Here is a 20546-nt window from a genome sequence, read left to right on the forward strand (position 1 = left end):
ACTTATAAATTATTAAATTAATGGAATACTAAGTAGAAATTGACGCAGGAATTGGTTATAATTTATATAGAGGTGATACTAATGATAACAAGAGATATAATTGTAAAAAGTTCTACAGGACTTCATGCTAGACCAGCTACGCTGCTCGTAAAAAAGGCATCATCCTTTAAATCTGATGTATATATTGAGTTTAATGGGAAAAAAGCTAATGTTAAAAGTTTGATAGGAGTACTTTCTTTGGCTGTTACCAGTGGTGCAAACATTACTGTTTCTGCATCTGGTGACGATGAAACTTTAGCTGTAGAAGAAGTGAGTAAATTAATAGAAACAATGGAATAATAAATAATAAAAGGCGTTCTTACGCCTTTTATTTATGTTCTTGAGTATTTTTTTATTTTTACTAGTAATAATATGATATATACGCCAGCAGCTCCAACAATTATATAGAGTATTCTAGATAAAAGGTTTGCAGGTTCTCCAAAGATTGCACTAACTAAGTTAAAGTTTAATAATCCTAATAGTCCCCAATTAAGAGCGCCGATAATAACTAATATAAATGCAATTTTGTCAAAAAGATTAAACTTGTACATAATTGCCTCCTTATAATAAATATAATTTTTGTTCCTAATAGATTATATTATTAGGAACTATTTAATAGAACATATTTTTATATTAATAAATACGAACTATATAGTGTTAAAAAGATAAATATTATGTTATAATATGAATAAATCATAAAAAAAAACTTTTTATATTCGGAGGTTAATAGATGAGAAATACATATAATACACCCTTAAACTCTAGATATTCATCTAAAGAAATGAGTTATTTGTTTTCAGATGAAATGAAATTTAAAACTTGGAGAAAATTATGGGTTGCTTTAGCGGAAAGCGAGAAAGAACTAGGATTAAATATCACCGATGAGCAAATAGAAGAATTAAAGAAAAATATTGATAACATAAATTATGAGGTTGCTGAAAAAAGAGAAAAAGAAGTAAGACACGATGTTATGAGCCATGTATATGCCTATGGAGTACAATGTCCTGCTGCAAAGGGGATTATACATTTAGGAGCTACTAGCTGCTATGTTGGTGATAACACTGATATAATCATAATGAAAGAAGCATTAAAAGTAGTAAAAAATAAAATAATAAATGTAATTAATGAGTTATCTAAGTTTGCTGTTAAATATAAGGATGTGCCTACATTAGGGTTTACTCATCTTCAACCTGCCCAGTTAACAACAGTAGGGAAAAGAGCAACTTTATGGATTCAAGATTTGGTTTTAGATTTAGAGAACATAGAGTTTGTGTTAGAAAAGATGAGGTTTAGAGGAGTTAAAGGTACTACAGGAACTCAAGCAAGTTTTATGGAGTTATTTAATGAAAATGAAGATAAGGTAAAAGCATTGGATAAAATGGTTTCAAGAAAAATGGGATTTGAAGATGCTTTTAAAGTTACAGGTCAAACTTATCCAAGAAAATTGGATTCAATAGTATTAAACACTTTATCAGAAGTTGCGCAAAGTGCTTATAAATTTAGTAATGATATAAGACTCCTTCAAAGTATGAAAGAAGTAGAAGAGCCATTTGAAAAAAATCAAATAGGATCTTCAGCAATGGCATATAAGAGAAATCCTATGAGATGTGAAAGAATAGGGGCTCTTGCAAGATATATAATAGTAGATGCTTTAAATCCTGCTATTACTGCATCTACCCAATGGTTTGAAAGAACTTTAGATGATTCTGCAAATAAAAGAATATCTGTTCCAGAAGCTTTTTTAGCTTTAGATGGAGTACTTAACTTATACTTAAATGTAAGTAGTAATATGGTGGTATATGAAAAAGTTATAGCTAAACATGTTAATGATGAACTACCATTTATGGCAACTGAAAATATAATAATGGAATGTGTGAAAAAAGGTGGAGACAGACAAGAATTACACGAAAAAATAAGAACACATTCTATGGAAGCTGCACATAGAGTAAAATCTGAAGGATTAAACAACGATCTTTTAGACAGAATAGCAAATGATTCGTTCTTTAATTTAACTAAGGAAGAAATATTAAGCTCAGTAGATCCTAATAAGTTTGTTGGAAGGGCGCCTTCTCAGGTAATAGATTTTGTTGAAGAAGTAGTTAAACCAATATTAAAAGATAATGAAAAGTTGTTAGGATTACAAGCTCATATTCAAGTTTAAATAGGAAAATAATAAAAATAAGTAGGTTCTCATTAAAGAGAACCTACTTATTTTTATAAAATAGATTATTGATAGAATTAAGTAGTCATAATAAATATTATGTAAATGGAATTTAAATGTAAACTAAAAAATATTATAAAATCATAAATTTTAGAGATATATTTCTTATAATTTCAAAATACAAACAATATGAAGCTATTGGAGTTAACATACTACAGCATTATAAAGAATATAATTAATGAAGATATTCAAATGAAGTGAAAATAAAATATCTTAAATAAGTTTATGAAGGAGTGATATCTTTGAATAGTATAAAGGTTGGAGTAATTGCAGGAACTCCTGTAGACACTGAAATGGGAGTGGAATTTTTAGTTTCAAAAGGGGTTAATGCACTAGGATATCCTGTATCTTTATGTTCTGAAGAACAGTCTAAACTTCAAATATTATCTCCAATTGAACTTACTAGTAGTATTAGAAGAATAATAAATAAAATAAAATATGAAGGTATTGACACAATAATTATATATTGTAATTCTTTAAGTGCAGCAGTTGATATGGATAAGTTATCCGTGGAGGAGAATATAAGGATAATTACCCCCCTTACTGTTTATAAAAACATTGCTTCTGAATATGAAAATATTGGAGTGATTACAGCTAATAATCAAAGTTCTGCAGGTATTGAAAAGGCTATACAAAGCGTAAGCCCTAATTGTAATGTTATTGGAATAGGAATGCTTCCTGTAGTTACGGAAATAGAAAAGGGTGTATCTGCTGAAAAAATAGTTAAAAAGTTTGCACTTAGAAATGTAATGGAGTTTTTTAACTTTATAAAAGTAGATGTAGTTATTCTTGGATGTACTCATTTTCCTTATTTATATAATGAGTTGAAAAAATATGCATCTGTTCCCATTCTTGATCCTGCAGAATTAATGTACAAAATAATATGTAATGTTTAATGTTATGGATTAAAATGAAGAGTTTTGTTATTAAATTAACCTTATTTATATTCAAAATATAATAATATAGAGTGTATTAGAAATCATAAATAGAATACCCTTAGAATTTTATAATAAAATGTTTAATGCATTGGTTTTGGGAAAAAATATTCCTGAATCAATGCATTTTTGTTAAAGAAACATAGTAAGAGTAGAAAACTTATAATGGAATAATTTAAATAAAATATATAATTTTCAAAAAACTATAAACTTTAAATATAATGTAACGAAAATTAATTAAATTATGCTAAGCAATTTCTAAATTTTATTTGAGGGGGAAATAAAATGCGAATATCTAAGTTTTTGAAATTATCTGCAGTAATATTTTTAATATTATCAGTTTTAGTAGGAAGCAGTGTATATTATTTAAACATCTGTTTTAAAAACGAACGAGAAGCTACAATAATACAGGCAGAATCTAAACAATTAGGAATTGATTTAGTAAATGCATCAGATTATTTAACAAATGAAGCAAGAATATATGTTCAATTCGGTGAAAAGAAACACTATGATAATTATTGGAAAGAGGTTAATGAAATAAGAACTCGTGATAAAGTTGTTCAAAGATTAAAAGAATTAAATGCTCCAAAGGACGAATTAAATTTAATAGAAAAAGCAAAACAAAATTCAGATGCATTAATTAAGACAGAAGATACAGCTATGAAAGCAGTATCCAATGGTGATTTTCAAAAGGCAAGGGTATTAATGTTTGATAGCAATTATGATTCAAATAAAGAAATCATTACAGATCCAATGAATGAATTTCAGAATAAAATGAATACCAGGGTGAAAAATGAAACTGAGTTAGCCAAACAAAAGCTAGATATAGCTATGATTATTACTATTATCTTAATAATAATTCTTACTACCTTTATACTAGGCGTTTTTACAATAATGTATAAAAAGATTTTAGGATTATCAAAGGTTTCTGATAAACTTGAAGAGCTTGCAAATAATGAGGGTGATTTAACAGTACGATTAAATATAGATAGTAAAGATGAGATAGGTCAAATAGCAAGTGGGTATAATAAAATGGTAGGGAATCTACAAGCTCTAATTAGAGAAGTGACAAATACAACAGATAAAGTTGTTAATTCATCCCAACATCTAATGTACACTACTGAAGAAATCTCTGTTAAGATGGAAAGCATATTTGAGTCTGCACATCAAGTTGCAAAAGCTTCAGAAGATTTAAGCGCTACTATAGAAGAAATTAGTGCATCTTCTCAAGAAATTGAACTTAATACAAATGATCTAACTAATAAGGCAAATGACGGTACCAAATCAGCTGTAGAGATTCAAGAGAGGGCAATTACTGTGAAAAATAAAGGGGAAAGTGCACTTTTAGTTGCAAGCAAAGTAAATGATGATAATTTATTGGATATTAGACAAGCTATCGAAGCAGGAAAAGTTGTTACAGAAATTAGAGATATGTCACAAGCTATTGCCAATATTGCATCCCAAACAAATTTATTATCATTAAATGCTGCAATAGAAGCAGCAAGGGCTGGAGAACATGGAAAAGGATTTGCTGTGGTTGCAGATGAGGTAAGAAAACTTGCCGATCAATCTTCTACTACAGCATCAAAGATACAAGAAGTGGTAAGACAAGTGGAAGATGCCTTTTCAAATCTTTCGGATAGTGCTGAAAAAGTATTAACATTTATAAATAGCCAAGTAAAATTAGATTATGAGCTTTTAGTAGAAACAGGAATACAGTATGAAAAAGATTCAGTTTTCATAAATAATATAACAAAACAAGTATTAGGTTCCTCTAAAGTTGTACTTGAAACTATAGAAGAAGTAAGTAATGCTATTCAAAATGTTTCTGCAACAGCTGAAGAATCAGCAGCAAATTCTGATGAAATATTAAATAATATAAATGAAACTGCATTAGGTATAGAGAAAGTAGTTGAAGCTTCTAAAGAGCAGGCAGATCTCGTGAAAAATTTAAGTAATATGGTTAGAAAGTTTAAAGTATAGAGTCTAGAATGGATACTAAAAACGCAAATATTGTTTAGAAATCTATAAATCAATATAGTAGCTGATGCTGCTTATTCAACAATATGGGTTATCTTGAAAAAGAGAATCTATTTATTTTATTCTTTGGTTGATAGGAATTTAAAAAGGCTATTAATCATCAAGAAGATGATTAATAGCCTTTTTTAAATTGTTCTTAATAATAGAGTACGTTTTATTATATACTTATAATCTTTGAGTTCATAAATTAAATACCCCTACCTACTTCATAACCATTCCAAATTGCGTTCATGATATTGTGTACCTCTCTGGAATCACCAATGTTATGGATGACTTTACCACTATCGCTTAAACTGTTGTATAGCGCATTGTTTTGACTATAGCCAACAGCGGTTATAATAGTATCTGCAGGGATTTCTTTTTGTTCTTCAGCATTGTTAACAATAACTACATTCTTGGTTACTTTTTTAACTTTAGTATTTTTATATACATCTACATTATGGAATGCTAGTAGTTCGACTAACATAGAGTAATTCATCATCGGCATTCCGTGAGGCCCACCAAGAATGTCACTCTGCACTTCAACAACACTTACTTTTTTACCCATTTGTGCTAGCCATAAAGCTGTTTCACAGCCTACTAGTCCACCTCCAACAACTACGATTTCTTTGCCTGCTTTTGATACATCCATTAGCACATCACTTGCGGTATATACGTTATTTTCACTTCCAAAATCAATGTTGATTGGATGTGCACCAGTTGCAACTACTATTACATCTGCATCAAATTCATCTACATATGTTTTGTCAACTGAAGTATTCATAACAATGTTGATATTAAGCTTTTCTAGCTGAGTTTCATACCATTTGATAAGTGATCTATCGTCTACTTTAAAATTGGGGACACTACCTGGAATAATATTGCCGCCCAAATGACAACATTTTTCAACTAAGGTTACTTTATGGCCACGAATGCTGCAGACACGTGCGCATTCCATACCAGCTAAGCCACCACCAATTATCAACACTTTTTTAGATGCATCTGTTTTGCTCAAGCCATAACTGTTCTCTCTGCCACAAGCAGGATTTACTGCGCAGGATAAAGGGGAGCCTGTGGCAATTCTTCCCATACATCCATCATGACAGGAAAGGCAAGGACGAATATCTTCAAAATTACCGGTACGAATTTTTTCTGGAAGGTAAGGGTCAGCAAGTAGTGGACGTCCATAAGAAACAATATCGCAACATCCATTCAATGCATCTAATGCAATATTAGGATCATCCATTCTACCTGCAAGAATCACAGGAATATCAACAGCTTTTTTCATAGCTCGTCCGAATTCACGGTACATTCCTTTTTCAAAGTACATTGGGGGATGATTCCAATACCAGGAATCATAGGTTCCTGCATCAACATTGAACATATCATAACCAGCTTCAGCTAAAATTTTAGCAGCAGCCAAGCCTTCTTCTAAATCCTTTCCTTGTTCTTCGCATTCTTCTCCTGGAAGAATACCTTGACGAAGAGCCTTGATAAAAGATTTGACGCTAAAACGTAAAGATACTGGGAAATCTTTACCACAGACCTGTTTGATGCCTTTTACAATATCAGTTGCAACTTTTAATCTTGCTCTTAAATCCCCGCCGTATTCATCAGTACGTTTATTATAAAAACTGATAGCAAATTGATCGAGCAAGTAACCTTCATGTACCGCATGAATTTCAACTCCATCAAAACCGCTCTTTTTTGCAATTGCTGCAGATTTTATAAAATTATCAATCAAAGTATGGATTTCATCAATTGTCATTTCACGATGAATGATCTCTGGCTCAAAGCGATTCTCATTAACTGAAGGAGCGATATGCGTCTTTACCAATCCTGGAATTGCAGAACGTCCCAAACCACCGGTAAGCTGCATAATTATTTTAGAATCATAGGCATGAACTCTTTCAATCATGGATCCAACAGATTGTCCAAATAAAGCTGGCCTGTAAGTTGGACATGGCATTATCAAATCCGTCATTTCATTATAATCTATGTTGCAGATACCAGTAATAATTAAACCTGTACCGCCTTTAGCACGTTCTATATAGTAGTTTTGGGCATTTTCATTAAATCCGCCATTTGTATCAGCATAGAAAACCAATCCCATGGGAGCCATGGAAATTCTATTTTTTAGTTTTAGCTTACCAACTGTAATAGGCTCAAAAAGTTTTTGATACTTATTCATGAAAATTCCTCCTTTGAATTTTAATTGAATCGATTCTATGAATTGATTATGTTAAAATCATAACAATATTGCATCCACTAATCAAATATAAACTTTGTAAAATACCTTTCTTCAAGCAGAATAGATACCTTAAGCTTACAATATCTCTTATTTCCAATATTATCATAATATTTAGTATAATCTTGGAATTCTGTTTATAATGTCAGAAAAACATTTAATATGATATAATTAAACGAATCTATAAAAAAGGACTGATATTGTGGAAAAAATGACAAATCGTCAAAAACAAGCTATTAAAACAAAAGAAAAAATATATAATATTTCAGTAAAATTAATTAAAGAACATGGATACGATAATGTTAAAATAATTCACATTTGCGAAAAATCAGGAGTTTCTGTTGGTACATTTTATCATCATTTTAAAAATAAATCAGGAATTATTATTGAGCTATATTCAATATGTGATGCTTATTTTTCCGAAAATATTCTTCCATCTTTATTAAAGCTTTCTAATTCTTATTGTGATAAAATCATTGATTATATTGTTCATCAAATGCAGTATGCAATTGATATTGGTTGCGACTGCATTACACAATTATATAAGGCACAGGTTACAGATGGTAATGAATTTTTTTTATCCATGGACAGGGGATTGCCAAGTGGTCTTTGTTATTTAATTCAATGTGCACAGGATAATGGAGAGCTTCAAAATAATATTTTTGCAGTGGAGTTAGCACAGGAAATCTTGATTATTTCAAGAGGAATCCTTTATCATTGGTGCGTCTGTGAAGGAAAGTCAGATATTATTTACGAAGCAAAACATATGATTTCTAATTATCTAAAATCTTATGAAATTTAATAGCAAGATGTAATATTATATGAAAGGACCTATAAAATCTTTATCTAATTTTATAGGTCCTTAATTATTAGAGAATATATAAAAGATATAAGCGACATACCTTGAATCATTTCTGTTTTATTTGTTTTATAAATATTTAATAAGTTTTATTGACATATATGGGCATAGGGAATATAATATATTATATGAATGATTATTCATATGTTCATTTGATGCAATAAAAATACTTTATTATTTACATAAGCTACTTATAGATTAGATGTTGTATAAGATTTAATTCATATAAATGAAAGCACAAATTAATATTGGAGGAGCAAGATTATGAAAAGAATAGTTAAAAAATCTGATAATAATAATTTAAAATTATCAGCTAAGAATATTAACAAAAGTGACAATAGGGTAAAGAAGGATGTAGTAAATAACAATAAAGTTAAGAAGGAATTTCTTCTAGAGGGGCTAGATTGTGCCCATTGTGCGTCCAAGATAGAAGAGAATGTTAGTAAAATAAAAGGAATTAATTTAGCTAATGTTAACTTCATAACTAAAACTCTAACTATAGAGATTGAAGAAATGAATAAAGCACAAGAACTAATCGCAGCAACTAATGAGATAGTTAATAAGATTGAATCCCATGTTAAAGTAAAAGAAAAGCACTCAAATACGGTTTTTAAAAAAGAAATATTTCTCGAAGGACTTTGTTGTGCAAACTGTGCTGGTAAAATTGAAAGAGAAGCTAATAATATAGATGGTGTCAAATCTGCAGTTGTGGACTTCGTTTCCACTAAGCTTATTATGGAGATTGGCCATCCCTCTAGAACAAATGAAATTATGGATAAGGTAACAAATATAGTTCATAGAATAGAGCCTGATGTTAAAGTTATTGAGATTGAAAATAAAAGTAAGATGTCACAAAATAAAACTCATGAGCAAGAACAAGAAGAAAGTAATAAAGGTGAAATAATTAGGTTTGCCTTTAGTGCAGTAATTTTTGCAATAGCAACTACTATGAATTTATCCAATGTTACTGAATTGATCCTCTTTTTTATAAGCTATGTACTTGTAGGTGGAGAGGTTATTTTAAGGGCGATAAAAAATATAAGAAATGGGCAAGTATTTGATGAAAACTTTCTTATGGGTATAGCAACTATTGGAGCGTTTGCTATTGGACAATATCCAGAAGGGGTAGCAGTTATGCTTTTTTATCAGCTAGGAGAGATGTTCCAAGATATGGCTGTTAATCGTTCAAGAAAATCTATTGCAGCTTTAATGGATATAAGACCGGATTTTGCTAATTTAAAGATAGGGAATGATATTAAAAAAGTAACACCGGAAGAAGTTAGCGTAGGAGATGTTATTGTTGTAAAACCAGGAGAGAAAGTTCCACTAGATGGAAAAGTAATGGAGGGTAGATCTATGATAGATACCTCCGCTTTAACTGGTGAATCAGTACCTAGAGAAGTAGGGATAGGAGATATTATTTTAGGTGGAGTTATTAATAAAAATGGACTTCTAACAATTAAAGTAGAAAAAGAATTTGGAGACTCCACTGTTGCCAAAATACTGGACTTAGTTCAAAATGCAAGCAGTAAGAAAGCCCCTACAGAAAACTTTATAACAAAATTTGCTAGATACTATACACCAGCTGTTGTTTTCTCAGCAATAGCATTAGCTGTAATACCACCGCTAGTTATAGAAGGAGCAACATTTTCACAGTGGATATATAGAGCTTTATCATTCCTAGTAGTATCTTGTCCATGTGCTCTAGTTGTATCTATACCACTTGGTTTCTTTGGAGGTATAGGTGGAGCTTCAAAGAATGGAATACTTGTTAAGGGCGGGAATTACCTGGAAGCTTTAAATAATGTCGAAATTGTTGTATTTGATAAAACTGGAACACTTACAAAAGGTGTGTTTAAGGTAACAGATGTAAAGCCACAAAATAACATTTCCAAAGATGAGCTTATAGGTTTTGCGGCCCATGCAGAAAGTTATTCCAATCACCCAATAGCTACTTCTATATTAAGAGCTTATGATAAGGAAATTGATAAAGATTCAGTTCATAACTACGAAGAGCTATCAGGCCATGGTGTTAAGGTTAAAGCTCTGGGAAAAGAGATTTTAGCTGGAAACTATAAATTAATGGATGAAGAAAATATACAATATAATAAGGTTGAAACTGTTGGTACCGTAGTTCATGTTGCTATAAACAAGGAATATGCAGGATATATAGTAATATCTGATGAAGTTAAAGAAGATTCAGCAAAAGCAATTAAGGCTCTAAAAGCTCTTGGAGTTAAGAAAACAGTAATGCTCACAGGTGATAACAATACAGTGGGAACTAAAGTTGCAAAGCAGTTAGGATTAGATGAAGTTTATACTGAGTTACTACCAGATCAAAAGGTTGCAAAGGTAGAATTACTAGACAAAGAAAAATCACCAAGGGGTAAGTTAATATTTGTAGGTGATGGAATAAATGATGCTCCAGTTTTAGCTAGGGCGGATATAGGGATAGCAATGGGGGGAGTAGGATCTGATGCTGCAATTGAAGCTGCTGATGTAGTTATAATGACCGACGAGCCATTAAAAATTGCTTCCGCTATAAAAATAGCAAAGAAAACCCGAACTATAGTAATGCAAAATATAGTCTTTGCTTTAGGTATTAAGCTTATTTTATTAGTGCTTATTGCATTAGGAATGGGAACTATGTGGGAAGCGGTATTTGGTGATGTTGGAGTAGCATTGCTTGCAGTTTTAAATGCTATGAGAGCTATGAAAAATGATTAAAAGCAAGGTAGTAAAAAGCAATTTTTTCGGTGGGGTTGATTATGAAATTAATTGATATTGGTTCATTTGCATTACTATGTATATTTGGGATTTCATATATAAGTAAGCTAATAATATTAGCTAAGAAAAACAATATTAAAGCTGATGTTTTTGGAAAAGGAATAAAACTCAAAAAAACTCTGGTTATTGAAAAATGTTTGAAAGCAGTAACTTTTGCAGGACTTGGAATCTGGGCAGTTGATGCTTTGATTCCAGTATTTGCAGAAAAGTGGTTTGTTAGACTATATGAAAGTTTTGGAACAAGTTTTTTTGGACTGATTATTACTCTGATTGGAGTTTCATTTTTTATACTGGCTATGGTATTTCTGAAAACTTCATGGAGAGCAGGTATAGATAAGTCCACAAAAACGGAACTTGTGACATCAGGTCTTTACAGATATAGTAGAAACCCAGCTTTTGTTGGAATGGATTTGATGTTTATTGGAACAGCAGTTACTCATGCAAATCTTATAACAATTGCGTTGGCTATATTAGTTATTATTGGTCTTCACTTGCAAATACTTCAAGAAGAAAAGCATATGAAACAAGTGTTTAAAAAGGAATATAATGAATATGCAAATAAGACATCAAGATACTTGGTACTTTGAGAGAGTTATAGGCCTAAGAGTATAGAGTTATACATCTTTTTGTATATAGAAAGTATAGTAATATAAAAATTACTATACTTTTTCTATTGATTTTTTGAATAAAGTTTAGATAAAGATATTTTACATACTTTTGACTAATTACGGTGCTAAACTTTATTTGGAGAATTATGTAATATTTTAGTTGACAAATGATAAGAAAAGAATTACACTGAGTATAAACTCAATGAGTTAGGAGTCGATCAAATGTCGGAATCACAAAGGCAGAAGCAAAAGATCCAAACAAAAAAAAATATTATTGATGCAGCATTAGATGAATTCGGGAAAAATGGTTTGACTACAACGCGTACATTGGATATTGCACATGTAGCAAAAGTATCCCATGGCACTGTATTTGCACATTTTCCAACACGTGAGATTCTTTTGGATGAAGTGATTGAGGAGTTTGGCACACGTATTACTAGTCGCTTGCATGAACTAGTTAATAGTCATTATGGTATGAAAGAGACCCTTGAAGCACATCTTAAAGGAATCGGTGAATATGAGGATTTTTATACTCGATTGATTTCAGAAAGTCGTTTACTGCACGAAAGTGCACGGAACTCTTTGATTATGATTCAATCGACTATTTCATTTCATATTATTGAAGTTGCAGAGCATGAGATTGAAACTTCTAAAATACGCAAAATGCCAGTTGATTTACTGTTTAATACTTGGATTGGTTTAATTCATTACTATTTAATTAATGGAGATTTGTTTGCACCTGGAAGTTCGGTTTTGAAGAGGTATAGTCAGCAACTAGTAGAGCATTATATGAATTTAATTATGTTAAAGAAAGGGGATAAATAAGATGAAGATATGTATAGCTTGCGGAATGCCAATGAAAACTAAGACTGATTTTGCTATGGGGGATGAGGAAAAAGATTATTGCGTCCATTGTGCAAGACCAGATGGCACAATGCAGTCATATGAGGAAAAGCTAGATTCAATGAGTAGATTCATTGTTAAGACTCAAGGATTGGATGATAACGTGGCACGAAAGTCAGCAAAGGGGCTGTTGGCCAAGCTCCCAGCGTGGAAAGAGTAATTAGATAAAAATGAGGAGTTGATTTTATGGATACAAATAATGTAAGCAATGCGTTTCAAGTTTTTTTACAGGAGGCTCCAGAGCATTCAAAAGCATGGATGGAAGTAGTTCAAAAGCTGGACGTGGCAAGCAGCCTAGACAAAAAGACAGAAGAGATTGCATATATAGCAGTTATGGCGGCAGTAGGACTTGAAAGCGGTATACCATTTCATGTGAAAGTGGCAAAAGAGCAAGGAGCAACCAGAGATGAAATCAAGAGTGCAGTTTTAATTGGCCTCCCTGCTGCCGGTAATACTGTTCTAAAGGCCCTTCCCATAGCATTACAAGCATTTGATGAATAGACTATTAAATATATAAATTAATTATTAGAGTCTTTACCTATATGGTAGAGACTTTTTTTATATTTATAATGATGGATGTTATAGTTTTTCAACCCACGCTGCAAATCCAAAGAAGCTAAGATAATAGGGGTTATTATGAAATTGACCCTATGTAAAATTTAACCATAAGAATATCTCAAATTAAGAGAAAATAAATATTGACAGAGGCACAAATGTAATATATAGTGATATTGATAATGAATATCAATATCACTATCACTATCAATATCACCTGTGGGATTGTTTCAACTATAAATTTTATTAATTTATCAAGTGTGAAATTATATAAAACATATCATGAAATCTATAAGTTGATAACGTCTTTATAATTACATAACAGCAAGGGGAGAAGAGTGAAATGAAAATATCCAGAAGGTCTTTCTTAAAATGGTGTACAGCATCTGCAGCAGCATTAGGAGTAACTAAATTAGAATTAGATAGATTAGAAAGTGTAGTCTTAGCGGCTGAAACAACCCCACCTGTGATATGGCTTCAAGGATCAGGATGTTCAGGTTGTTCAATTTCATTACTAAACTCAGTGGAAGGAACAACGGTAGAGGATTTATTAATTAATAAAATTAGTATGAAGTATCATCACAATTTAATGGCTGCTGCAGGAGATATGGCAATAACATCTATTAATAATACTGTAGCTCAATATGATGGTAGATTTGTATTAATAGTTGAAGGGGCAGTACCTACCGCTAACAATGGAATGTATTGCGTTTTAGGAGAGAAAGACGGAAGGCCATGGACAATGCTTGATGCAGTAAAGCAATTAGGGCCAAAAGCAAGCTATGTTATCGCAGCGGGTACCTGTGCAACATATGGTGGGGTTCCTAAATTAGGAGCAAATCCTGCAGTTATTAAAAAATTAGATACTGAAATTTTATATGGACAAACAAAAAATAAAATAATTAATCTTCCAGGATGTCCAGTGCATCCGTATACATTGACGAAAACCATAATAGACCTTTTGCTATATGGTATGCCTGCGTTAGATTCAGAGGGACGACCAACAGCTTATTATAAGTCCAGTGTACACAGTATGTGTCCTAGACGTGGAACTTCTGGAGCAAAACAACTAGGTGAGTTTGGATGCTATAAAAGTCAGGGATGTAAGGGCCCGCAAACATATAATAATTGTCCACTTAGACAATGGAACAATAAAGTAAATTGGTGTATTGGCGCCGGACATCATTGTATTGCATGTTCAAGTAAAGATTTTCTTGCTAATCCAATTTATAAATTTGTGTAATTTCATCGGGGGTGATTGAAGATGGCAACTATAATAAAAATAGATCCGGTAACAAGACTAGAAGGGCATTTGAAAATAGAAGTTGAGGTAGATAGCACTAACAAAGTTATAAATGCACATAGTACAGGAAATATGTTTAGAGGTTTTGAAAAAATATTAACAGGCAGAGATCCAAGAGATGCAATACATATAACACAAAGAATTTGCGGACTTTGCCCAGTAAGTCATGCAATAGCTTCAGTAAAAGCTATAGAAGATTCTTTTAAATTTAAACCTACATTTAATGCTATATTATTAAGAAATCTTATTCAAAGTGGAAATTATTTATCAGATCATATTTTACACTTTTATCATTTAGCACTACTAGACTATGCTAAGGGACCAACTCAAAGTCCTTGGACGCCTGGATATAATATAGACTTTAGATTAAGTGATGCAGAAAATAGCGCTATAATAAATAACTACATTAAAGCATTAGACATAAGAAGAAAAGCACATGAGATGACTGCGGTATTTGCAGGGAAAATACCACATGTAATGTCAATAGTTCCTGGTGGAGTGACTCAGAAACCAACAGCTGAGAATATTTCAAAATACAAAGCATATCTCAATGAGGTAAAAGCATTTATTGATAACGAATATATGAGCGATTTAAATTTAATTGCATCAAAATATAGTGACTATTATAGCATAGGAAAAGGTAGTGGGAATTTACTTACATACGGAGCGTTTGATTTAGATGCTACCGGAAACACTTTATTTAAATCTGGTATTTATAAAAATGGTACATACAGTGCTATAGATATTACTAAGATAAAAGAATATGCTGGTTGTTCATGGTATACAACAGATTCAGGAGATAAGCATCCTTCTATTGGCAAAACAGAGCCTTATTACGGTAAAGCTGGGGCATATTCTTGGTTAAAGGCTCCAAGATACAATGCAGAAGCCTATGAAGTTGGACCACTTGCTAGAATGTTCATGAATAAAGAATATACAAGAGGCATTTCTGTAATGGACAGACATATGGCTAGAGGGCTTGAAACTAAGAAATTAGCACAACAAATGATTAGTTGGATTAATTCAGTCTCAACCACACAAAGTGTATACACACAATTAGGTCTCCCTACTTCAGGAATAGGTGTTGGATTAACAGAAGCGCCAAGAGGGGCATTGGGACACTGGGTTGGATTCTCAAGTCAAAGGGTAACGAATTATCAAATAGTAACACCTACATGCTGGAATGTTTCTCCTAGAGATGATTTTGGTCAAATGGGGGCATTAGAACAAGCATTAGTGGGTGTTACGATTCAAGATATTAACCAGCCAATAGAGTTACTTAGAATTGTTCATTCTTTTGATCCATGTACTGGATGCTCAATTCACGTAATGGATCCAGAGAAGAATGTTAAAGCAAAATTTGTAGTTTCTACGCCAAGTCCAAAAGGAGTATTTTGATGAAAAAAATGGCAGTGATAGGAATTGGTAATATACTTTTAAGAGATGATGGGATAGGGATTCACACAATTAATGAATTAATTAAGGAAGATGCTATTTGTGATGCTAGCTTTATTGATGGAGGTACATCTACCTTTGATTTACTAAGTTACTTTATTGAAAACAATGAAATAATTATAATTGATAGTTTAAAAGGTGGACATGACCCAGGAACAATCTATAAAATCACACCTCAAGAACTTGGAAGCTTTATTAAGACTAATTCTTCTCTGCATGATGTTCAGGTTTTGGATATTATAAAACAAGCAAATTTAATGGGATATTTTCCGAAGGTAACAATAATAGGTATAGAGCCAGAAGAAATTTTTTACGATATGGAATTATCATTTACAATAAAAAATGAATTACCCAGCATAATTAAAATTGTTAAAGAAGAAATAAAAAATAAGATAGGTGAGGATTGTGCATGAAGTTTCCATAATGGAAGGAATATTTGAAATTATAACTGATAATGTAGATGAACATAAGCTTAAAAAAGTAAATAAAGTAGTACTGCAAATAGGCGAGTTTACTTGTGTTGAAGAGGGAGCTTTGAGGTTTGCTTTTGAAGCTTTTTCAAAGAATACTAAAGCTGAAGGGGCAGAACTTTTAATTGATAGGGTAAAAGCAACTGCTAAATGCGGCCGATGCGGACAAGTATTTAAAATTGCCTTTACTAATAAAATATGCCCTGATTGTGGGATATTTAGTAACAACGTAGTTTCTGGATATGAATTATTATTAAATGAAATAGAGGGAGATTAGAATGAAGCAGATTTTAGTTAAAAAGGATATTCTTAAGTCAAATGATGAAATTGCAAAAAAAAATAGAGAGGCATTTTCTCAAAAAGGGATATTTTCAATTAATATGTTAGGCTCTCCAGGAGCTGGTAAAACCTCTGTATTAGAACAAATTATAAAAAGCTTAAAAGCTGAAGTTAATATGACGGTTATTGAAGGGGATTTATACACTACTAAGGATGCTGAAAGAATAGAAAATCAAGGAGTACAGGTTATACAGGTTAATACAGGTGGAGGATGCCACTTAGATGCCTCAATGATAGAGGAAGCAATAAAATACATAGAAATTAAAGATGTGGATTTTCTTATAATTGAAAACGTAGGGAATTTGGTTTGTCCGGCATCTTATGATTTAAGTGAAGATATGAAAGTAACTGTCTTAAGCATAACAGAAGGAAATGATAAGCCTTTAAAATATCCTTCAATGTTCCAAAAATCAGAGATTTTGATTGTAAACAAGATTGATTTAATAGAACATACTAATTTTTCAATGGATGAATTATATAATGATATTAAATCCCTAAATGAAAATATAAAGATATTTGAGATATCATGTAGAACTGGAGAAGGAATTAATAAATTATCTACATTTTTCAAAGAAAAAATTAAAGACAAAAGGAGGAATATATAATGCCTAGTTTAGGATTACCAGAATTAATAATAATTTTAGTTATAGCACTTGTAGTATTCGGCCCTAAGAAATTGCCAGACATAGGTAGAGCATTAGGAAATTCCATTAAAGAATTCAAAAAAGCTACTAAAGAAATTACAAAAGATATAGACGGGGATGCACAATAAAAAATTAAAATAAAGAAAAAGAAGGTGAGATAAGTGCCTAATGAATTGGAAGAGATGTCAATAATAGAACATTTGGATGAACTTAGAAAAAGAATATTAATTTGTGTAGCATTCATAGTAATATTCTCAATTTTATCATATATGAAATCAGAAGAAATTACAGCATTGTTAAAGGAGCCTTTAGGCGATATTGATTTGGTTTTTATTACTCCAATTGAAGGTTTTGTAACTAAGTTAATGGTTGCAGTGTTTGGTGGAATAGTAGTATCTTCTCCAATTATATTTTTGCAAACTCTATTATTTATCTCACCTGCTATGTATAAAAAGGAAAAAGTAATTACATTTTTAAGTCTGCCATTTATAGTAGGCTTATTTCTGGGAGGTATATATTTTTGTTTTATATGTATACTTCCTACAACATTAAAATACCTTATGAGCTTTGGCAATGAACAGATGAAACCAATGCTATCTGTAGGGAAATATTTTTCCTTTGTAATTTTACTTACCGTGGCTATTGGAGCAATCTTTGAAATGCCAATGGTAATGCTGCTTCTTACAAAGTTTGGGGTAATAAATTATGAAATGCTTGCTAAAAAAAGAAAATATGCTTTGCTAATGATTGTAATTATAACTGCAATTCTTACACCTACCCCAGATGCATTTACACTTTTAGCGGTATCTTTACCTTTAATTTTGTTGTTTGAGGTAAGTTTAATAGTAATGTATTTACACAATAGGCTATTTGTAAGAAGGAGAAAAAATGAAGGATATATGTAGAAAATATGTTGTAGTTACAGGAATAGTTCAAGGGGTGGGGTTTAGGCCTTTTGTGTATAATACTGCGATGGACAATGAATTAAAAGGCTGGGTAAAGAATACATCAGAAGGTGTGTACATAGATCTTGAAGGGACTCCAAACAGCATTGAACTATTCTTACATACATTGAGAAATGAAGCGCCTCCACTTTCTAAGATAAATAATATTGCTATAGAGCATAGAGAAGTAAGAAATTACAAAGAATTCTCTATAGAAAAAAGCGATGATAATGATAGAGTCATTACACTAATATCTCCAGATGTGGCTACTTGTAAGGAATGTGAAATGGAGATAATGAATAGTAAAGATAAAAGATTTCATTATCCATTTACTAACTGTACTAATTGCGGTCCTAGATTCTCAATCATAAAAAAATTACCTTACGATAGACCTATGACTACAATGGAAAAATTTAATATGTGTCCTCACTGTAACGAGGAATATGAAAACCCTAGAGATAGGAGATTTCATGCGCAACCTAATGCATGTGAAAGCTGTGGACCAAGGGTATATCTTACAGATAGATATGGAAATGAAATTACTACTCAAGATCCAATAGAAGAGACTAAAAACTTAATTAAAGAAGGAAAAATTATAGCAATAAAAGGGCTAGGTGGACTGCACATTGCATGTGATGGTAAAAATGAAGGGACTATTAAGCTCTTAAGAGAGCGAAAATCAAGACCTTCAAAACCTTTTGCACTTATGATGAAGGATATTGATACTGTAAAACAGTATTGTTTAGTAAATGAAATAGAAGAAAATACGCTTAAAGGGATTAAAAGACCTATACTTCTTTTAGATGTAAAAGATAATATACTACCTTTTACTATAGCACCAAACAATAACAGACTTGGAGTTATGCTTCCATATACACCGCTTCATCATCTTTTATTTGATGATAATATAGACGTTTTGGTTATGACAAGTGCAAATGTAAGTGGACTTCCTATAGTATATAAGAATGAAGAAGCAGTTGAAAAACTAGGAGATATTGTAGATTGTTTTTTGCTGAATAACAGAGATATACATGTACCTATAGATGATTCAGTGGCAAGAGTTATACTAGGTGAAGAAAGAATAATAAGACGTTCACGTGGATATGCACCAATGCCAATAAAAATTACTGATATCAAAGAAACACTAGCATATGGGTCACATTTAAAAAATGCCTTCTGTATATCTAAGGAGCAATTTGCTTTTTTGAGTCAGCATATGGGTGATATGGATAACTTAGAGGCTTATAAAAATTATGAATATAATGTAAAGCACTTTAAGAATTTATACAATATAAAGCCAGAGATTATAGCTTATGATATGCATCCGGATTTACTTCTTTCAAACTTTGCAAAGAAGGATGAAGGGAAGAAAATACCGGTGCAGCATCATCACGCTCACCTAGTAAGCTGTATGATAGAAAATAAAATTAATGAGAAGGTTATTGGGATAGCTTTTGATGGAACGGGCTTCGGAACTGACGGCAAAATATGGGGTGGCGAATTCTTAGTTTGTAATTATGAAGGCTTTGAAAGAGCAGGTCATTTAAATTACGTAAAAATGCCTGGAGGGGATTCCGCAGTTAAAGAACCATGGAAAATGGCTCTTGGTTACTTATTTAAGACCTATAGAGATGAAGTTAATACAAGCATTTTTACAAGTATACCTGAAAAAAACATAAAAATTATACTTACTATGCTTAGAAGCAATATAAATTCTATTGAGACTTCGAGCATGGGAAGATTTTTTGATGCTATATCTGCATTGATAAATCTTAAAATGAAAGTGAGCTTTGAAGGAGAAGCAGCTATAAATTTGGAAGCAATATGTGATGAGCGTGAAAGTGGAATATATAATTACGAGATAAATTTTGTAAATGAAACTTATGTGGTAAATACAGATAATATTATAAAAAGTATTGTTGAAGATATTGCTAAGAACATTAATAAAAGTATTATAGCTAAAAGATTTCATAATACAGTAATAGCTTTTACTTTGGAGATGACTAAGCTTATAAGAAGTAAGCATAAAATAAACTCAGTAGCATTAAGTGGCGGAGTGTTTCAAAATGAAATTCTTTTAAAGAGACTATATGAAAAATTAATAGAAAATAACTTTAAAGTTTATATACACAAGGATATACCATGTAATGATGGTGGAATATCAATTGGGCAACTTGTAATTGCAAATTACAAAGAGAAAAATATGGAGGAATGATG

20 protein-coding genes are annotated in these 20546 nt (G+C 31.6%); 18 read left to right on the forward strand and 2 right to left on the reverse strand.

The window, feature by feature from the left end; all coding sequences use genetic code 11:
• The first annotated feature begins 81 nt into the window (after positions 1 to 81).
• The gene (locus JOC70_RS02300; RefSeq protein WP_035307678.1) at positions 82 to 339 is read left to right on the forward strand and encodes an HPr family phosphocarrier protein; all 258 of its coding nucleotides are present in this window, start codon (positions 82 to 84) and stop codon (positions 337 to 339) included.
• 32 nt (positions 340 to 371) lie between these two features.
• Here the strand turns inward: JOC70_RS02300 and JOC70_RS02305 are convergent, their stop codons facing one another.
• Positions 372 to 590, reverse strand: a complete 219-nt coding sequence (locus JOC70_RS02305; protein ID WP_204597279.1) for a DUF378 domain-containing protein — start codon at positions 588 to 590, stop codon at positions 372 to 374.
• A gap of 179 nt (positions 591 to 769) precedes the next feature.
• On the opposite strand from JOC70_RS02305, the gene purB reads away from it, so the two are divergent.
• The 3 genes from purB (at position 770) to JOC70_RS02320 (ending at position 5178) form a co-directional block, all read left to right on the forward strand.
• Entirely contained in the window at positions 770 to 2200 is a 1431-nt protein-coding gene (gene purB, locus JOC70_RS02310) for an adenylosuccinate lyase (RefSeq protein ID WP_204597280.1), read from the forward strand.
• A 302-nt stretch (positions 2201 to 2502) separates the two neighbouring features.
• Positions 2503 to 3156: an aspartate/glutamate racemase family protein gene (locus JOC70_RS02315; protein ID WP_243429020.1), complete on the forward strand. Its 654-nt coding sequence runs from the start codon at positions 2503 to 2505 to the stop codon at positions 3154 to 3156.
• 324 nt (positions 3157 to 3480) lie between these two features.
• Positions 3481 to 5178: a methyl-accepting chemotaxis protein gene (locus JOC70_RS02320; RefSeq protein ID WP_204597281.1), complete on the forward strand. Its 1698-nt coding sequence runs from the start codon at positions 3481 to 3483 to the stop codon at positions 5176 to 5178.
• Between the two features lie 244 nt (positions 5179 to 5422).
• Here JOC70_RS02320 and JOC70_RS02325 read toward each other — a convergent pair whose 3' ends face one another.
• Entirely contained in the window at positions 5423 to 7405 is a 1983-nt protein-coding gene (locus JOC70_RS02325; protein ID WP_204597282.1) for an oxidoreductase, read from the reverse strand.
• 268 nt (positions 7406 to 7673) lie between these two features.
• Here JOC70_RS02325 and JOC70_RS02330 point away from each other — a divergent pair, with 268 nt between their 5' ends.
• From JOC70_RS02330 to hypF, 14 genes are all read left to right on the forward strand, one after another.
• A complete protein-coding gene (locus JOC70_RS02330) occupies positions 7674 to 8264 on the forward strand; it encodes a TetR/AcrR family transcriptional regulator (protein WP_243429043.1) in 591 nt (196 codons plus the stop codon).
• A 321-nt stretch (positions 8265 to 8585) separates the two neighbouring features.
• Positions 8586 to 11048, forward strand: a complete 2463-nt coding sequence (locus JOC70_RS02335) for a heavy metal translocating P-type ATPase (RefSeq protein WP_204597284.1) — start codon at positions 8586 to 8588, stop codon at positions 11046 to 11048.
• A 41-nt stretch (positions 11049 to 11089) separates the two neighbouring features.
• Positions 11090 to 11695 (forward strand): methyltransferase family protein, encoded by a 606-nt coding sequence (locus JOC70_RS02340; protein WP_204597285.1) that lies wholly within the window; start codon positions 11090 to 11092, stop codon positions 11693 to 11695.
• Between the two features lie 243 nt (positions 11696 to 11938).
• Entirely contained in the window at positions 11939 to 12541 is a 603-nt protein-coding gene (locus tag JOC70_RS02345) for a TetR/AcrR family transcriptional regulator (RefSeq protein ID WP_204597286.1), read from the forward strand.
• 1 nt (position 12542) lies between these two features.
• Positions 12543 to 12779, forward strand: coding sequence for a zinc ribbon domain-containing protein (locus JOC70_RS02350; RefSeq protein WP_204597287.1), 237 nt, complete (start codon positions 12543 to 12545; stop codon positions 12777 to 12779).
• Between the two features lie 26 nt (positions 12780 to 12805).
• On the forward strand, positions 12806 to 13120 hold the full coding sequence (locus JOC70_RS02355; RefSeq protein ID WP_204597288.1) for a carboxymuconolactone decarboxylase family protein: 315 nt from the start codon (positions 12806 to 12808) through the stop codon (positions 13118 to 13120).
• 397 nt (positions 13121 to 13517) lie between these two features.
• Positions 13518 to 14417, forward strand: a complete 900-nt coding sequence (locus tag JOC70_RS02360) for a hydrogenase small subunit (protein WP_204597289.1) — start codon at positions 13518 to 13520, stop codon at positions 14415 to 14417.
• A 21-nt stretch (positions 14418 to 14438) separates the two neighbouring features.
• Positions 14439 to 15875 carry a nickel-dependent hydrogenase large subunit gene (locus JOC70_RS02365; RefSeq protein ID WP_204597290.1) on the forward strand — a complete coding sequence of 479 codons (1437 nt, stop codon included), beginning with the start codon at positions 14439 to 14441 and terminating at the stop codon, positions 15873 to 15875.
• Positions 15875 to 16345: a hydrogenase maturation protease gene (locus JOC70_RS02370; RefSeq protein WP_204597291.1), complete on the forward strand. Its 471-nt coding sequence runs from the start codon at positions 15875 to 15877 to the stop codon at positions 16343 to 16345. The genes JOC70_RS02365 and JOC70_RS02370 overlap by 1 nt, the downstream gene beginning before the upstream one ends.
• Before the next feature lie 10 nt (positions 16346 to 16355).
• Positions 16356 to 16679 (forward strand): hydrogenase maturation nickel metallochaperone HypA/HybF, encoded by a 324-nt coding sequence (locus tag JOC70_RS02375; RefSeq protein WP_207755211.1) that lies wholly within the window; start codon positions 16356 to 16358, stop codon positions 16677 to 16679.
• Between the two features lies 1 nt (position 16680).
• On the forward strand, positions 16681 to 17346 hold the full coding sequence (hypB, locus tag JOC70_RS02380) for a hydrogenase nickel incorporation protein HypB (RefSeq protein ID WP_204597293.1): 666 nt from the start codon (positions 16681 to 16683) through the stop codon (positions 17344 to 17346).
• The gene (locus tag JOC70_RS02385; protein WP_204597294.1) at positions 17346 to 17513 is read left to right on the forward strand and encodes a twin-arginine translocase TatA/TatE family subunit; all 168 of its coding nucleotides are present in this window, start codon (positions 17346 to 17348) and stop codon (positions 17511 to 17513) included. The genes hypB and JOC70_RS02385 overlap by 1 nt, the downstream gene beginning before the upstream one ends.
• A 33-nt stretch (positions 17514 to 17546) precedes the next feature.
• Positions 17547 to 18290, forward strand: a complete 744-nt coding sequence (tatC, locus tag JOC70_RS02390; protein ID WP_204597295.1) for a twin-arginine translocase subunit TatC — start codon at positions 17547 to 17549, stop codon at positions 18288 to 18290.
• Positions 18274 to 20544: a carbamoyltransferase HypF gene (gene hypF / locus JOC70_RS02395; RefSeq protein ID WP_204597296.1), complete on the forward strand. Its 2271-nt coding sequence runs from the start codon at positions 18274 to 18276 to the stop codon at positions 20542 to 20544. Before tatC ends, hypF begins: the two co-directional genes overlap by 17 nt.
• Positions 20545 to 20546 lie beyond the last annotated feature (2 nt).

The organism is Clostridium pascui (assembly GCF_016908015.1).
Classification (GTDB): domain Bacteria; phylum Bacillota; class Clostridia; order Clostridiales; family Clostridiaceae; genus Clostridium_AK; species Clostridium_AK pascui.

What these genes read in the sequence shown, in the direction of transcription:
- JOC70_RS02300 (WP_035307678.1), top strand. Translation starts at nt 82, where the DNA reads ATGATAACAAGAGATATAATTGTAAAAAGTTCTACAGGACTTCATGCT.
- JOC70_RS02305 (WP_204597279.1), bottom strand. Translation starts at nt 590, where the DNA reads ATGTACAAGTTTAATCTTTTTGACAAAATTGCATTTATATTAGTTATT.
- purB (WP_204597280.1), top strand. Translation starts at nt 770, where the DNA reads ATGAGAAATACATATAATACACCCTTAAACTCTAGATATTCATCTAAA.
- JOC70_RS02320 (WP_204597281.1), top strand. Translation starts at nt 3,481, where the DNA reads ATGCGAATATCTAAGTTTTTGAAATTATCTGCAGTAATATTTTTAATA.
- JOC70_RS02325 (WP_204597282.1), bottom strand. Translation starts at nt 7,405, where the DNA reads ATGAATAAGTATCAAAAACTTTTTGAGCCTATTACAGTTGGTAAGCTA.
- JOC70_RS02330 (WP_243429043.1), top strand. Translation starts at nt 7,674, where the DNA reads ATGACAAATCGTCAAAAACAAGCTATTAAAACAAAAGAAAAAATATAT.
- JOC70_RS02335 (WP_204597284.1), top strand. Translation starts at nt 8,586, where the DNA reads ATGAAAAGAATAGTTAAAAAATCTGATAATAATAATTTAAAATTATCA.
- JOC70_RS02340 (WP_204597285.1), top strand. Translation starts at nt 11,090, where the DNA reads ATGAAATTAATTGATATTGGTTCATTTGCATTACTATGTATATTTGGG.
- JOC70_RS02345 (WP_204597286.1), top strand. Translation starts at nt 11,939, where the DNA reads ATGTCGGAATCACAAAGGCAGAAGCAAAAGATCCAAACAAAAAAAAAT.
- JOC70_RS02350 (WP_204597287.1), top strand. Translation starts at nt 12,543, where the DNA reads ATGAAGATATGTATAGCTTGCGGAATGCCAATGAAAACTAAGACTGAT.
- JOC70_RS02355 (WP_204597288.1), top strand. Translation starts at nt 12,806, where the DNA reads ATGGATACAAATAATGTAAGCAATGCGTTTCAAGTTTTTTTACAGGAG.
- JOC70_RS02360 (WP_204597289.1), top strand. Translation starts at nt 13,518, where the DNA reads ATGAAAATATCCAGAAGGTCTTTCTTAAAATGGTGTACAGCATCTGCA.
- JOC70_RS02365 (WP_204597290.1), top strand. Translation starts at nt 14,439, where the DNA reads ATGGCAACTATAATAAAAATAGATCCGGTAACAAGACTAGAAGGGCAT.
- JOC70_RS02370 (WP_204597291.1), top strand. Translation starts at nt 15,875, where the DNA reads ATGAAAAAAATGGCAGTGATAGGAATTGGTAATATACTTTTAAGAGAT.
- JOC70_RS02375 (WP_207755211.1), top strand. Translation starts at nt 16,356, where the DNA reads ATGGAAGGAATATTTGAAATTATAACTGATAATGTAGATGAACATAAG.
- hypB (WP_204597293.1), top strand. Translation starts at nt 16,681, where the DNA reads ATGAAGCAGATTTTAGTTAAAAAGGATATTCTTAAGTCAAATGATGAA.
- JOC70_RS02385 (WP_204597294.1), top strand. Translation starts at nt 17,346, where the DNA reads ATGCCTAGTTTAGGATTACCAGAATTAATAATAATTTTAGTTATAGCA.
- hypF (WP_204597296.1), top strand. Translation starts at nt 18,274, where the DNA reads ATGAAGGATATATGTAGAAAATATGTTGTAGTTACAGGAATAGTTCAA.